Origin of the sequence: Microcoleus sp. MON1_C5, assembly GCF_036701875.1 — a bacterium.
Lineage (GTDB): Bacteria > Cyanobacteriota > Cyanobacteriia > Cyanobacteriales > Microcoleaceae > Microcoleus.
Map to the genome: position 1 here is coordinate 18359 of NZ_JAUBRN010000024.1, position 14320 is coordinate 32678.

Genomic DNA, 14320 nt, shown 5'->3' on the forward strand with positions numbered 1-14320 from the left:
GAGATCGATTCGTTTCGACCACTTAAACAGATTTTTGGGATCTGACGCACCCTACCAATGTGCTGGCAAACTTGTGCCAATTCAAATTGCTATAAAATGTTTAAAGGAGGTCGTGCCATGACAGCAACCTTAGACAAACCAAAAGACCAGCGCCTAATTCACTCCGGGATTGATTGGCAACAATTCAAGCTAATCGAGCAGGGGTTTTCGGATTCCCCCGGGATTAGACTGTTTTATTTCAAAGGTGAGGTAGAAATCTGGGCAGTTTCGCAAGAACATGAATCTTTCAGCAGGACGATCGCAAGTTTGCTGATGGACTACTTTGTGGAAAAAGACATTGAATTTAACCCGTTGGGTAGCTTTACCCAAGAGAAGGGACAGGAAGTCTCAGTACAAGCTGATGAATCTTTTTTAATTGGCAAGTCAACAGGTATTACCCCCGATCTTGCCATCGAAGTAGTGTTTACCAGTGGGGGAGAAAGCAAATTGAATCGCTACCAAGCATTAGGAGTCCCCGAAGTTTGGTTTTGGGAAGACGGAGTATTTGGTCTGTATCATTTGCGATCGCACGGATATGAAAAAATTGACCAAAGCGAAATATTGCCTGATTTAGATATTAATTTATTGTCTCGCTGTCTGCTGATTGCTTCAAGGGTGGAAGCGGTTAAAGAATGGAGGCGAGGCATTTCGGGAGATTAGATGAAAAGTGTTTTGTGAGTGCGACATCGCCCGCAGTCCGAGTTACAAATTGCAATACTGGCGATCGCGATCGGGTGGTTAATAAGTGCGTGCGATCGCTGGCATAATCCCCAAAACGCCAGAGATATGTTATTTAAGGTAGATACCGACATCAGATTTTAGCAACTTTTCTAGGAGGTTATTGCCCTATGTCCTCTCAACAACCAAACCCTACGACCACTTCTGACTGGCGCTTGCACTTTGGCAGCCTTTCACAAGAAGCGAAGCATACAGTTAAGGTGCTGTTGTTAACAGCACGAAAGTCTGGCTTTTATAAATTAGAACAAATACTGTCAAATTTGACCGATCTGAATCTGGAAAAAAATCAAATATCAGACCTAACACCCTTGCAATCTCTGACCAATTTGACTAATCTGAATCTGGGCAACAATCAAATATCTGACCTAACACCCCTGCAATCTCTGACCAATTTGATAGAGCTGAATCTGGAAAAAAATCAAATATCAGACCTGACACCCCTGCACTCTCTAACCAGTTTGAAATATCTGAATCTGTCCCACAATCAAATATTAAACCTAACACCCCTGAAATCTCTGACCTGTTTGACTAATCTGAATCTGGACAACAATCAAATATCAGACCTAACACCCCTGAAATCTCTGACCTGTTTGACTAATCTGAATCTGGACAACAATCAAATATCAGACCTAACGCCACTGAAATCTCTGACGATTTTGACATACCTGAATCTGGACAACAATCAAATATCAAACTTAACACCGCTGAAGTCTCTGGTCACCAATTTGACATATCTGAATCTGGATAACAATCAAATATCAGACCTCAAACCCCTGCAATCTGTGACCAATTTGAATAATCTGAATCTGGTAAACAATCAAATATCAGACCTCAAACCCCTGCAATTTCTAACCAGTTTGAAATATCTGAATCTGGACAACAATCAAATATCAGACCTCACACTCCTACAATCTCTGACCAATTTGATAGAGTTGAATCTGGACAACAATCAAATATCAGATCTCACCCCCCTGCACTCTCTGATCGATTTGAAAAAGCTGTCTCTGCCTAACAATCTTTTATCAGACCTAACACCCCTCCAATATCTGTGGAAATCTCTCGCCAATTCCACAGAGCGAGTCGATCGCACTCGTGCCGCAGCCGCGATCGAATTTGCCTACACAGCTCTCGGCAAGACTTGCCCGAAAATTATTTTTTGTTCGAGTCCCCACTCTGCCATAACACAGTTAAAAAAATTGAAATCTCCCACTAATAAAAATGATTTTTTTCAGCGTATTTACAAACAGCTAGAACCAGCCTGTCTGCCGTTTAGGTATATATTTTTTTTGTGCTTGTATTATTTTGCACTAACAAGTGAGCAACCACAGCCAAAAACAGCTTTTTTCCAGCTTATTTACCAACAGCTAGAATCGGCATATAGGCCTTTTAACTTAATAAGATATAGTAGTTCGTATTTGCCCCAATTAATAGAATGGGAGCGGCAGCTCACACAAGAATTGCAACGTGATTTTTGGGACTATTGTAGAGACAACTCAACCTCGATCGTTAATCGGGCATACCTGTGGGATAAAATCTGTGTGGCTGACTTCTGTGTCTCTGTACTTAGAATTGTTCTCAACCCAGATGCACAAAAAGCTTTTGAATGCTTGAAGCAGCTTTTAGTTGAATGTGGCTGGATTTTTGCGTTTGACAAGGTTTGCTATGTGTGCGATCGCCCTTTAAAACTCTCCCTCGACAGCGAACATCGGCCACACGCAGAAGGAGAAAGCGCGATCGAATTTAGCGACGGCTACAAACTCTACTCCTACCACGGCGTCACCTTGCCCGAAAAATACGGACAAATCCACCCCAATCAGTGGGAATCTACGTGGATTTTAGAAGAAGAAAATGCCGAATTAAGGCGAGTGTTAATTCAGGGAATTGGTTAAGCCAGAATTTGCCAAGAATTGCAAGCCACAGAATTAGATTGCTGGCAAGAATACACCCTGCTAAGAATTGATGCTGATATTGATGGCTTCGATCCTGCTAATTTCGATCCTGATGATAATGTTCCTGAAAAAGAGGCAATCTACTTGTTAAAAATGACTTGCCCGAGTACCGGATTCATTCATGCTTTGCTGGTTCCGCCTGAGATGCAATCTGCAAGGGGAGCGATTCGCTGGGTGAATTAGGATGTCGATTATGAGGATTTTTCGGTGCCAACTTGAAATTTAGGGCAAGTTAGAAACCTAGTTGATAAGAGTCGGCAGTTGAAACCTATCCTACACAAACTTTCGTCCAAGTGCGCGGACTGAAGACTAACCTTTATATTCTTGCATTTGCTGGCGAATGGCTGCCTCAATCTTAGTATCGAAATCCGAATCTCCACTTTTTTTATGATTGAATTAGACCGCTTTTTCCGCCTGTCTAAGTAGGCTTGTAGTGCAGCTTTATTCCCGCAATTTTTAAGAAAATAACGCTTCAATTCTCCATATGAAATTGCAGTATAATCTACTTGGCTCATTAAACTACCTCCCCATTTGGAGCAATTTCAATCTCAATTTCCTCGTCATATCCAGCCAACACGAACAACTTTTTGCTTCTCTCGTCAACACAGACGAGGTTAATAGGTTGCAATGCCAAATATGTCAAGTAATAACTGATTCCATAAATTAACCACAATATTTGTAGTGGCGGGTTTCACCAACAATCTTTCATTCACATCGACAATATCTATAAACCCGCCCTCACCCAGGCGACTTTCACGATCCAAGATAACGCCTGTCAGTGCAGCAAAGAGTTATGGAATGTGGTTTGTGGATATTGACTCCCGTGTATTACCAATGTAGTATTGAGTTACGGTAGAAAAGGTCGATCGACCGACACCAGCAAACAGAATTTAGAAAAAACCTATGCAACCCATCCGACAAGGCGACGTAATTCTCACTCCCGTACCGAAAATCGAAGGAGAAAAAAAACCTCACCTAACTCTCGCCGAAGGTGAAGTCACGGGACATTCTCACCAGATTATTGAAGGACAAGCTGAACTGTACGAAAAAGACGGCACTCTGTACTTGCGGGTGCTTTCACCGACAGCTTTATTGAGTCACGAAGAACACCATGCGATCGCAATTCCCGAAGGTAATTGGATGGTGCGAATTCAGCGCGAATATGAGCCCCAAGGTTGGAGGTATGTCGAAGACTAAGGTTAAAAAACTAACGCCTGAACAAGCAGCTTTGATTCCAGTTTATCGGGAAAAGTGGAGAGCGATCTCGCTTTCCACTGGCCCGATAAATCGCTCACAAGCTGCGGAAACAATAAAATTGGCTTACAGTGCGATCGGCAAAAAAGCACCGGAAATCATTTTTGTCGATCGCCCCTACGAAGCTGCAGATCTAATCCTCAGTCGATTTGACAATCCCAGCAGCGAACTGCGGAGCCAATTCGAGACAAAACTTCGCAGCCAGCTAGAAAAACAACTGCGAGGTTATTTGGGGAGCCAACTAGAAACCGAACTGCAAAGCCAACTGCAAACTCAACGGTCAGCTCGACTTTATACTCAACTGCAAACGCAATTGTGGGAGGCGCACCGCAATTATTTAGCTGGGGAAATAGCAAGCCAATTGCTACCGCAAGAGGTGCTCAATGAGCGGAGTGGAGACATTTACTGGCAAACATTAGGAAAACAATTCAGTAATTGCATTCAACCAGTATTGTGGGCTGCTTATGGCAGTTTGTTGGATTTTTGCATTTCCGTTCTAAATTTACCTCATTCCAACCGCAGAAATTGGATAGTTTTTCAATCGATTGTCCGGGATTGCGGCTTGATTTATCCCTATGAAAAAGTTTGCGTTGTCTGCGAAAAGCCGATCGCACTTTCCGCAGACAGCAACTACCGCTTGCACGCCGAAGGAGCACCAGCGGTACAATTTGCCGACGGTGTTTCGATTTACGCCTATCACGGCGTGATTTTGCCCCAATGGTACGGTAGGCTGCACCCGCACCAGTGGCAGTCTAAGTGGGTGTTGAAGGAACAGAATGCAGAAGTTCGGCGCGCGTTAATTCAGGGAATTACTTACGATCGCCTTTGTCAAGAATTAGCGGTGACAGAATTAGATAGTTGGCAGGAATACACTTTATTAAGCATCGAGTTTGACGATGATTTTGATTGGGTGGGTAATGCAAAGCCAGTTTATTTGTTAAAAATGAATTGTCCAAGTACGGGACACATTCACGCTTTGCGCGTGCCGCCAAATGTGCGATCGGCTCAAGAGGCAATTCGTTGGGTAAATTGGGATATCGCTCCAGCGGAGTTTAGCGTGCAAACTTGAAGATTTTTAATTGCCACACAGGCCGGCAGGGGTTTAAACCCCTGCCGGACTGCGGAACTGACGGACAGGCAGACTGAAATTTTACCAAAATAGAATCGGAATTTACTATGTCAGAACCACAAGCAAACCAACCAATTAATTTTAGTAGCTTTGCCGACTGGTGCACGCACAAAGATAGTCTTTCAAAATCGGCAAGAGATACAGTTGAAGTGCTGTTAAAACGGGCTCGCACTTCTAAGTGCAATAAAGCCGCTCGGATACTTTCAAACCTCACGGAACTTTCTCTCGACGGCAATCAAATTACCGACCTAACTCCGCTGTCGGCACTCACCAACCTGACATCCCTGTATCTCAACAACAATCAAATTACCGACATCACTAGGCTGTCGGCACTCACCAACCTGACATCCCTGTATCTCAACAACAATCAAATTACCGACATCACTGGGCTGTCGGCACTCACCAACCTGACATTCCTGTATCTCAACAACAATCAAATTACCGACATCAGGGGGCTGTCGGCACTCACTAACCTGACATCCCTGAATCTCTGCTCCAATCAAATTACCGACATCACCCCATTGTCGGCACTTACCAACCTGACAGACCTGAATCTCTACTGCAATCAAATTACCGACATCACCCCATTGTCGGCACTCATCAGCCTGACATCCCTGTATCTCTTCAGCAATGAAATTACTGACATCGCCCCGCTGTCGGCACTCATCAACCTGAAAGGCTTGTCTCTCCACTGCAATCCAATTATCGGCTTAAATGTGTCGATCGAATTTACACAAAAGTACCTGACGCTCTTTACGGCACCAATTGATTATGAAAAAGCTACAGAAACCCTGAAAAAAATATATGCAGGTATCGATAGAGAAGCACCTAAAGTTCTTGTTGCCAGCAGTCTGCCAGCTACTCTAACACTACTAAAACAACTACAAAATGACTGTATAGCACAACATCAAATATCGCTAATAGCGACTGGTAATTCAGGATGGGGCAAGTCGTTGTTAAATGAGTTATATCAATCGGTAGATGTAGGAACTTTGAGTCCGGTGTTGTGGGAGGCTCTATTCGAGCAAATAATACTAGATCCGGATGCCGAGCCCATACTCCAGACAGAATTTAATCAATTAGTAGAAAATTACCGAGAATCGCAGGCAGTTGATTTCCTCTCAGATTATAACTATCTACAGCCACTAACCTCTAAGGATCTGCTGAAGCAAATCCATTTGACTGAATTTTTTATCTCGAAATGTGGTTTTACTCTCGACTTGAAAGCCCAAGAACTATTTCACTGCAAGCAACAGTTGTTCGAGGAATGCGGGTGGATCTTGCCGTTTGAAAAAATTTGCATAATTTGCGATCGCCCCCTGCACCTTCGCTTTGACGCTGAAAATCGACTACACGCTGAAGGAGAACCGGCGATCGCATTTGCCGACGGCTACAGTTTATACTTTCACCACGGCGTTAAATTACCCGAAAAATACGGAAGAGTACACCCCGATCGGTGGCAACCAGAATGGCTTTTATCTGAAGAAAATGCCGAACTTCGTCGATTGTTAATTCAGAGAATTGGTTACGATCGCATTTGTCAAGAATTAGCGGTGACAGAATTAGATAGTTGGCAGGAATACACTTTATTAAGCATCGAGTTTGAGGATGATTTTGATAACGAGGGCAATGCAAAGCCAGTTTATTTGTTAAAAATGACTTGTCCGAGCACGGGATTTATTCACGCTTTGCGAGTGCCGCCTGATGTGCGATCGGCTAAAGAAGCAATTCGTTGGGTAAATTGGGATATCGATCCAGAGGAATTTAGCGTGCAAACTTAAAGATTTTCGATCGCCTAATCCATCCAACACAAATCAATGCCCCGCAGTGTGCCAGTTCACAGGGTGGAATGCACAAACCAGCGATCGCCCAAAAACAGTTAATAACATGAAGAAGAAGCCCACCCTCGATCGAAGGTGGGCTCAGTTCATGCCAGCTTACCGACAGCTAGGCAATCGGGTCTCTTGGCTGGTAGACGTAAAATATCGGAAAAAGATCCGAACGTCCGAAAAAACTTATCGCCCACCATTCAGCTTCAGTTTACCCAACCGGATCGGGAAAATTGCGCCCCTAGCGATGTTCCCCTGAAACCGGGGAACACTGGGGCTTCAACTTTTCAATAGACTTCTGCAAAAAAGCTCGTCTTGGGCCGGCAGGATGCCCAACCCCTACTCCGCACAAGAATTAAAATTTTTCCAGAAGTCCCATAATTCTCCTCTTTAACTTTGATTTCCCAACCGATTAGGCATCGTGATCGTGTGCAAAGCGACGGAACAGGAAATCTAGGGCGTAGTTCCGCAAATTGTAGTATTCCGGATCTTCCATCATTTGAACCCGATCGCGCGGACGCGGAAAAGGAATCTCCAAAACTTCGCCAATTGTCGCCGATGGGCCATTAGTCATCATCACCAGTCGATCGGCTAAAAACAGCGCTTCATCAATGTCGTGAGTAATCATCAACACCGTACAGCGGTGATCGTTCCAGATTTTCAGCAACTCTTCTTGCAATTCCTCCTTAGTAATTGCGTCCAGAGCACCAAAAGGTTCGTCTAAAATCAGCACTTTCGGGCGAATTGCCAAGGCGCGGGCGATCGAAACCCGTTGCTTCATCCCCCCCGAAATTTGCGGCGGTCTTTTCTCAGCAGCTTCTGTCAATCCCACCATCGCCAAATGCTCTTTGACGATCGCATTTTTTTCCACCTTCGACTTATTCGGAAATACAGCATTAACCGCCAGATAAACATTTTCAAACACCGTTCGCCAAGGCAGCAAAGCATAACCCTGAAACACCACCATGCGATCGGGGCCCGGCTTCGTAATCCGCTGCCCGTTAATCGACACGGTGCCCTGGCTCGGATGGCTAAAACCCGACACCATATTTAACAGTGTTGATTTACCGCAGCCCGAGTGTCCGATCAGAGCAATAAACTCTCCCTCCGCTACATTCAGATTGACGTTTTCTAAAGCCCTGTAACCGTTTGGATATTCTTTGTAAACATTGTCCATCACCAAAAAAGGTTGGCGGCGACCTTTTCCCGGCTGGATTTGAGTTTTGGTGTTCGTCTGGTTTTTAGTGGTGTTGAGCATTGGTTTAGGAAATTGTGAGTGGGTGATTCGCAAAGAAAGAAGGAAGTTCGGCAACGAGCAATGTACGGGATTTAACGGATGTAACGGAGGTCATGAAGAGGGAATTGCTCACTAGCAATTAACCGCTAAAAACCAACAACTAACAATTAGCAATTACCCTGTTTTTATCGAACTAAAAACCGCTCTAAGCAGCTCGGCGACCGGAATCGAGTACAACTTCCGCCATCGTGAAATCGCGTTTAATCGCCAGATTGTTGAGATAGCCGATCGGATCGTCTGCATTAAACACCGAGCCGTCAAACAAGCTGAGAGAACCGCGAGTGTAAGTAATATCAGCCATCCCCAGCTCTCGCGCCGCCGTGCTGAACGCACCGACTCGCACCACCCGCTCCAGAATTTCCACCCAGTTGCGCGGGAACACAGTATCGCCCCAGCGCGCCATCTGCACCATGTGCCAGAGTTGTTCGGTGCGGCTTGGGCGATTCACCCCCTCTCCAGAAAACAAGTGGTGGGCGTATTCCCGCATCGGAGTATCGAGGTTGCAAGCAAAAGAGTTCGGGTCGCCGAGTTGGATGTAACTCTTATCAGTAGCGACGTACTCCCTTCCGGCGACAATTTCCGAAACCTCGGCGGCGTGATTTGGATCGGCGCAATAGTGGCAAGCTTCCAGCAAAGCTTTGACTAGAGCAATGTGAGTGTTGGGATAAGCATTTGCCCAGTCTTCCCGAACTCCGAGAATTTTCCCGGGGTGTCCGGGCCACAGTTCTAAATCTGTCGCCACCGTAAAGCCGACTCCTTCCATCGATGCCCGCAAGTTCCAAGGTTCGCCGACGCAGAAACCGTCAATAGTGCCGCCCTGCAAGTCAACGATCATCTGAGCCGGTGGGATATTTTTCAGCAACACATCGCGATCCGGGTCAATGCCACCGGAAGCCAGCCAGTAACGCAGCAAGAGGTTGTGCATCGAAGAAGGGTGAACGATGCCCATACGGTGCGTTTGCGCGGGCGTTCTCTGGAGCATTTTTTTAAAGTCTGCCAGAGTGTAGATCCCTTGGTCGTAAAAGCGCCTCGCGAGGGTAATTCCGTTGCCATTGCGGCTCATAGTGAGGGCTGTAACCGTCGGAATCGGCTTCTCTTGGTGGCCCCCCAAGCTCAACCACACCGCCATCCCAGAGGGCATTTGAGCTGCGTCTAAGTAACCTGCGGCGATGCCGTCTACGATGCCGCGCCAGCTTGTTTCCCGCACGAGGTGGACTTCATCGAGGCCGTGCTTGGCAAAAAAGCCTTTTTCTTTGGCGACAGCGAGGGGAGCACAGGCTGCCAGCGGAATAAAGCCGAGTTCGAGGTTGACTTTTTCTAGACCGTGGCGGGCGATCGCGGGTACTTTCCGCGCCCGCAGTTTTTTGACGCGCTTCTGCTGGTTGAGGAAGTAAATCATTTCGCTGCGTAGAGCGTAGTAGCTGGGGTGTGAGACTACTTCCATCCGTTTGCGGGGGCGGGGGATGTCTACTTCGAGAATCCCGCCAATCTTCGATTCTGGGCCGTTGGTGAGCATGACGATGCGATCGCTCAGCAACACGGCCTCATCCACATCGTGCGTTACCATCAGGGCGCTGATTTCGTACTCTTGGCAAATTTCCATTAACTTTTCTTGCAAGTTGCCGCGAGTCAAAGCATCCAAAGCGCCGAAGGGTTCGTCTAAGAGTAACAGTTTGGGGCGCAGGGCCAGAGCACGGGCGATCGCCACGCGCTGTTTTTGTCCGCCCGATAGCAGTGCGGGTTGCTTCTCGGCGTGGGGCGTCAAGCCCACCATGTCGATGTGTTTTTGAATGATTTCGAGGCGTTCGGCTTTGGGTAAGCCGCTCATTACCGAGTCTACGGCTAGGGTAATGTTTTCTCTGACCGTCCGCCAAGGTAGCAGCGAATAGTTTTGGAATACTACCATGCGATCGGGGCCTGGCTGGGTGATTCTTTGCCCTTCAATTGTCACCAATCCGGATGTCGGCAAATCCAAACCTGCCACCATATTGAGCAGCGTAGATTTGCCACAGCCGGAGTGTCCAATTAATGAGATAAATTCGCCTTTTTTTATTTCCAGATCGATGCCTTTGAGGGCTATGTATGTGCCACCGTCTGATAAATTAAAAACTTTTTCGACTTGTTCTACTGCAATCAAAACAGACATGATTTTCTTGCCTTTTTTGTAGGTTTGTTATTTCGATAGCTGCTAATTAACTTCCCAGGCAGAGCCTAGAAGTAGAGTGGAGGGAGAGACGGGAAGCATAAATACTGTGACTCCGTTACCCGTAGAAGATTATCTACTGCTTCGCTCTTCTTCCCTCTTCTTCCTTCGTGTCCTAGCGCTTGCGCGCCGCTTCGCTAACGCGTCTTCGCGGTTAAATAATCCTAATTCTTCCGGCATCAAAGAAGTAACTCAAAACTACTTTCCTTGACTAGGAGCAATCTTTTGCTGCAACCAAGCCATCATGCGATCGAGCAACAAACCAACAGCCCCAATGTAGAACACCGCTAACAGAATTTCGCTGATGTAGTTTTGCTGGTAAGCATTCCAAATAAAGAAGCCGATACCCGTAATCCCAGACATCACGATTTCCGCAGCAATAATCGCCAGCCAAGCCAAACCGATCGCAATTCTCAATCCTGTGAAGATATAAGGAAGCGCCGACGGAAACAAGATGTTGATGTAATATTCCTTTCGAGTAAGTTGCAGCACTTTCGCCACGTTGTTGTAATCGTCGGGAATTTGGCGAACACCTTCAGCCGTGTTGATTAAAATCGGCCAAACTGAAGTGATAAAAATCACGAACAAAGCAGCAGGTTCGTTTTGTTGCAGTGCAGCCAGGGCGATCGGCACCCAAGCCAAAGGCGCTACCATCCGCAAAAACTGGAAAATCGGATCTAAAGCCTTGTTCAAAAAGGGATTCGTACCTACCACAACTCCCATGCTGATTCCCACAGCGGCCGCGAGAGTGTAGCCTTTTGCTACCCGTTCCAAACTCGCCAAAGTCTGCCAAAATAAGCCGACTCCGTAGGTTTTGGAGTTCATAAAAGGATACAGCAACAAAATCCGCGTCCGTTCGTCCGTCCAAACGCTGATCGGCCCCGGCAATTTGATAATTCCCAAACTCGACAGGAACTGCCAAACTAACAGAAATCCAATTACTCCCAAAAGTGGTGGCAAGATATTCGGGGAATTATTCTTCCAAAACTCGCCAAAAGCTCCTTGTGCATTGCCGCCTCTCCGACTTGTACTTACAGCCATGCTGGTCATCTCCTATGTCTGGTGGTGTATATTTTCGAGACTAAATTTCGAGACTCAATTATGGGAAACTAAGACCCCATCACACTTTTTTAATTGCCAAACTCTTGAGATAAGCTTCTGGCTTGTCCGGGTTAAATTCTGTGCCGTCAAAGAACTTCTCAACGCCGCGAGAGGTACTTTTCGGAATGTCAGCATCAGCAACTCCGGCTAATTTAGCTGCGGCTTTCCACAAATCTTCTCGGTTGACTTTATCGATGATTGTCTTAGAATCTGCCAAGGTTTTTGTTGGCAAGAAACCCCAGCGAACGCTTTCGGTTAAGAACCACAAATCGTGACTCTTGTAGGGATAGGAAACGTTGCCGATGTCGTCTTTCCAGTACAGCGGACTGCTCATTCTGTCGTTGATGTCTGGTTTGCCGTCGCCCATGACATACTTGCCTTCATAAGGAGGCGTCAAAACCGTCGGAGATACGTCAAAGAAGTTTCTTCCAGAAACAATGGCGACTAATTCGGCTCGATGTTCGGGCTTGTCGCACCACTGCTGTGCCTCAATTAGTCCTGCGAGTAAGGCTTCGGTGGCTTTGGGGTGTTTGTCTACCCAGTCGCCGCGAATTGCTAGATATTCCTCTGGATGTGCTTTCCAGATTTCGGAGGTGAGGGCGGACATGAAGCCGATGTTTTCTTTGACAATCCGCAGCGGCCAGGGGTCGCCGGTGCTGAAACCGTCCATGCTTCCGGTTTTCATGTTGGCGACAGTTTGGGCGGCCGGTACTGTTAGCAGTTCGACATCTGCGTCGGGATCGATGCCGTTAGCTGCCAGCCAGTAGCGAATCCACAAGTCTTGATTAACTTTGGGGAAGGTGTAGGCTGCTTTGAAGGGCGTGCCTGCTTGTTTGAGGCCTTTGATGTAGTCTTGGGCCGCTTGATCTAGTTTAAGTCCGAGGCCTTTGCCTTGGTGTTTGGCTGCGATCGCAATTCCATTTCCTTGAGTGTTCAACTGGGCCAAAACATACATCGGGATTTGGACGCCGTTTTTGGTGATCAGACCTTTACTAATTTGATAAGGCATGGGCATTTGCCACTGGCCGCCGTCAATGCCGCCGCCTGCCGATCCGATTTCTACGTTATCTCTTGCCGAGCCCCAGTTGGCTTGCTTAGCAATCGTGACTTCGGTCATGCCGTATTTGGCAAAAAAGCCTTTTTCTTGGGCAATGATTAAAGGTGCTGCTTCGACGATCGGGATATATCCCAATGTGATTTTAGTGCTTTCAATTCCTTCGACTCTTTTCTCGTTGGCAACAGCCACTACTGAGGTAGCTGCGGGTATCGCGCCGTCAGCACCGGCAGTTGCACCGGGTTCTGGGGGGTTTCCCAAACAACCTTTTAGCAGTATTGAACCCAGGGCAGATGCACCTGCTTTGATGATAAATTTACGCCGAGAAAGCGCAGAAAATTCATCTGAAAATCTTGTCATAGCATAGCCTCGCTGCAATTCATAATCTTCTGTAACAACATTCACTGAAGGTTATCAACGCGCTTTTTTGCTGTTCGCTAATTGGGTTTAGCTAACTGTTTTGAGCGCAGGTTGGCAGGAGGGAGCGAAAGATTTATAGCTAGTATAAGTCTTTAAACTATCCCTGCTGATTTGACTGGTTTGATTAATATCGATATTTCGATCGGCCGAGTTGTGTGAACTCACTTTTTGCGAGCCGCACGTTTCCTTCACTTGATAATTAACTCTACCGTACTCTTGCGGAAATTATAAAACAATTATTAAATTCGATTGATAAGTAAATCTTTTGGGACTGCGCTCTCGATAAGGAGGCGTTGGGAAGAGCGATCGGGTTTGCTTATCAAAACTGGTTCAAACCAAGACTTGCGGGCTAAAGGTTGTAGCGAAGGGCGATCGCGGGTCATTCAAATCTCTTGTCAATAAGCGACTAATATCGCCACCAGCGCCGATTTGCTTTTTTAATACATTTGTAGTTTTTTAAGGATTAATTGTAGCGGGTTATACAGAAATAATTCAGGTTTTACGATACTGCTGTTTTCAAAGGGTTAACGGGTTTTCATTGGTGGACTAAAATTGGCGCTTAATCGTAAGTGTTTTACCGGATATGATATGACGTGGGCTTTCAGGTTCGATTTCTGTAAAACCCACATTCCGCACCCCCAACTGGCACACTACGAATTTTGGTTATTCGATCGCTTGAGACTGTCGAGCGTTGCCACGAGCGATCAGTACCTTTGTATAAAAAGAAACTTAATTTTCGATCGAGCTTCCGAAAAAACCGATTGTGACAGTCTCGGGTGCGGAATGTGGGTTAATATAGTTACCACCTAAGCCACCCTAAAAATTAATTTATGAATTTGACAAAAGGTGCAGCAATAAGACTAACAATTATGTTTATTTTTCTGGGCATAGGGGGTGCTTATTCATGGCAAATCATGTTAAATCCTGCTTCTTTAGAACAAGCTGAAGCACAAGCTAAGTTATTAGAACAAATTTATGTAAATGGCAATTATATTGAAGCCTTCATCTGGTTTTGCTTTGCTATTGGTTTCGCTGTTAATGCCGTAAAAAAATATGGAAAAACCAGAACTCATCGCCTGATTACTACCCTAATTTTTTTCTTGTTTGGTGGCTCAGATATTGTCGAAGTACAAACCGGCGCGTGGTGGAGCCCTTGGTGGTTATTTGTTTGGAAAGTTTCTTGTGTTTTATCTATGGCGATCTTATTTTGGGTTTATTTACGCGATCGCGCTTTTGATAATAAACTATAATTGGTTTGTAGTGAGGAATGTGAGTCCTCTGATGGATGCGGACTCGCATTCCTCACT

The 14320-nt window shown here is 45.9% G+C and carries 13 protein-coding genes; 7 read left to right on the top strand and 6 right to left on the bottom strand.

From position 1 onward, the window contains the following. The first annotated feature begins 117 nt into the window (after positions 1 to 117). From QUA71_RS13820 to QUA71_RS13830, 3 genes are all read left to right on the top strand, one after another. A complete protein-coding gene (locus tag QUA71_RS13820) occupies positions 118 to 699 on the top strand; it encodes a Uma2 family endonuclease (RefSeq protein WP_333285703.1) in 582 nt (193 codons plus the stop codon). Positions 700 to 887: 188 nt separating this feature from the next. Continuing rightward, positions 888 to 2666 carry a leucine-rich repeat domain-containing protein gene (locus QUA71_RS13825; RefSeq protein WP_333285705.1) on the top strand — a complete coding sequence of 593 codons (1779 nt, stop codon included), beginning with the start codon at positions 888 to 890 and terminating at the stop codon, positions 2664 to 2666. 18 nt (positions 2667 to 2684) lie between these two features. Next, the gene (locus QUA71_RS13830; RefSeq protein ID WP_333285707.1) at positions 2685 to 2909 is read left to right on the top strand and encodes a hypothetical protein; all 225 of its coding nucleotides are present in this window, start codon (positions 2685 to 2687) and stop codon (positions 2907 to 2909) included. 8 nt (positions 2910 to 2917) lie between these two features. On the opposite strand, the gene QUA71_RS29255 is transcribed toward QUA71_RS13830, so the two are convergent. Both QUA71_RS29255 and QUA71_RS29260 read right to left on the bottom strand, forming a co-directional pair. Next, positions 2918 to 3241, bottom strand: coding sequence for a DUF6887 family protein (locus tag QUA71_RS29255; RefSeq protein ID WP_445243780.1), 324 nt, complete (start codon positions 3239 to 3241; stop codon positions 2918 to 2920). After that, complete coding sequence (locus QUA71_RS29260; protein ID WP_445242796.1) at positions 3241 to 3399, bottom strand: DUF6888 family protein; 159 nt, start codon at positions 3397 to 3399, stop codon at positions 3241 to 3243. Before QUA71_RS29260 ends, QUA71_RS29255 begins: the two co-directional genes overlap by 1 nt. Positions 3400 to 3629: 230 nt before the next feature. Here QUA71_RS29260 and QUA71_RS13835 point away from each other — a divergent pair, with 230 nt between their 5' ends. The 3 genes from QUA71_RS13835 (at position 3630) to QUA71_RS13845 (ending at position 6890) form a co-directional block, all read left to right on the top strand. Beyond that, positions 3630 to 3923, top strand: coding sequence for a hypothetical protein (locus QUA71_RS13835; protein WP_333285709.1), 294 nt, complete (start codon positions 3630 to 3632; stop codon positions 3921 to 3923). Then, positions 3910 to 5049 carry a DUF6745 domain-containing protein gene (locus QUA71_RS13840; protein ID WP_333285710.1) on the top strand — a complete coding sequence of 380 codons (1140 nt, stop codon included), beginning with the start codon at positions 3910 to 3912 and terminating at the stop codon, positions 5047 to 5049. The genes QUA71_RS13835 and QUA71_RS13840 overlap by 14 nt, the downstream gene beginning before the upstream one ends. Positions 5050 to 5156: 107 nt before the next feature. Next, complete coding sequence (locus QUA71_RS13845) at positions 5157 to 6890, top strand: leucine-rich repeat domain-containing protein (protein WP_333285712.1); 1734 nt, start codon at positions 5157 to 5159, stop codon at positions 6888 to 6890. A 460-nt stretch (positions 6891 to 7350) separates the two neighbouring features. Here QUA71_RS13845 and QUA71_RS13850 read toward each other — a convergent pair whose 3' ends face one another. The 4 genes from QUA71_RS13850 to QUA71_RS13865 all read right to left on the bottom strand — a co-directional run bounded on the left by QUA71_RS13850 (position 7351) and on the right by QUA71_RS13865 (position 12953). Next, positions 7351 to 8196 (bottom strand): nitrate ABC transporter ATP-binding protein, encoded by an 846-nt coding sequence (locus QUA71_RS13850; protein ID WP_333285714.1) that lies wholly within the window; start codon positions 8194 to 8196, stop codon positions 7351 to 7353. 184 nt (positions 8197 to 8380) lie between these two features. Next, a complete protein-coding gene (locus QUA71_RS13855; RefSeq protein ID WP_333285716.1) occupies positions 8381 to 10381 on the bottom strand; it encodes a nitrate ABC transporter ATP-binding protein in 2001 nt (666 codons plus the stop codon). Positions 10382 to 10636: 255 nt separating this feature from the next. Next, positions 10637 to 11479: a nitrate ABC transporter permease gene (gene ntrB / locus QUA71_RS13860; RefSeq protein WP_333285718.1), complete on the bottom strand. Its 843-nt coding sequence runs from the start codon at positions 11477 to 11479 to the stop codon at positions 10637 to 10639. 79 nt (positions 11480 to 11558) lie between these two features. Then, positions 11559 to 12953, bottom strand: a complete 1395-nt coding sequence (locus QUA71_RS13865; RefSeq protein ID WP_333285804.1) for a CmpA/NrtA family ABC transporter substrate-binding protein — start codon at positions 12951 to 12953, stop codon at positions 11559 to 11561. A gap of 890 nt (positions 12954 to 13843) precedes the next feature. Between QUA71_RS13865 and QUA71_RS13870 the strand changes: the two genes are divergently transcribed. Continuing rightward, entirely contained in the window at positions 13844 to 14263 is a 420-nt protein-coding gene (locus tag QUA71_RS13870; RefSeq protein ID WP_333285720.1) for a hypothetical protein, read from the top strand. The last annotated feature ends 57 nt before the right edge of the window (positions 14264 to 14320 follow it).

Coding starts and splice junctions, on each gene's coding strand:
- QUA71_RS13870 (WP_333285720.1), top strand. CDS start 13,844: ATGAATTTGACAAAAGGTGCAGCAATAAGACTAACAATTATGTTTATT.
- QUA71_RS13825 (WP_333285705.1), top strand. CDS start 888: ATGTCCTCTCAACAACCAAACCCTACGACCACTTCTGACTGGCGCTTG.
- QUA71_RS13865 (WP_333285804.1), bottom strand. CDS start 12,953: ATGACAAGATTTTCAGATGAATTTTCTGCGCTTTCTCGGCGTAAATTT.
- QUA71_RS13845 (WP_333285712.1), top strand. CDS start 5,157: ATGTCAGAACCACAAGCAAACCAACCAATTAATTTTAGTAGCTTTGCC.
- QUA71_RS13835 (WP_333285709.1), top strand. CDS start 3,630: ATGCAACCCATCCGACAAGGCGACGTAATTCTCACTCCCGTACCGAAA.
- QUA71_RS29255 (WP_445243780.1), bottom strand. CDS start 3,241: ATGAGCCAAGTAGATTATACTGCAATTTCATATGGAGAATTGAAGCGT.
- QUA71_RS13820 (WP_333285703.1), top strand. CDS start 118: ATGACAGCAACCTTAGACAAACCAAAAGACCAGCGCCTAATTCACTCC.
- QUA71_RS13855 (WP_333285716.1), bottom strand. CDS start 10,381: ATGTCTGTTTTGATTGCAGTAGAACAAGTCGAAAAAGTTTTTAATTTA.
- ntrB (WP_333285718.1), bottom strand. CDS start 11,479: ATGGCTGTAAGTACAAGTCGGAGAGGCGGCAATGCACAAGGAGCTTTT.
- QUA71_RS13850 (WP_333285714.1), bottom strand. CDS start 8,196: ATGCTCAACACCACTAAAAACCAGACGAACACCAAAACTCAAATCCAG.
- QUA71_RS13840 (WP_333285710.1), top strand. CDS start 3,910: ATGTCGAAGACTAAGGTTAAAAAACTAACGCCTGAACAAGCAGCTTTG.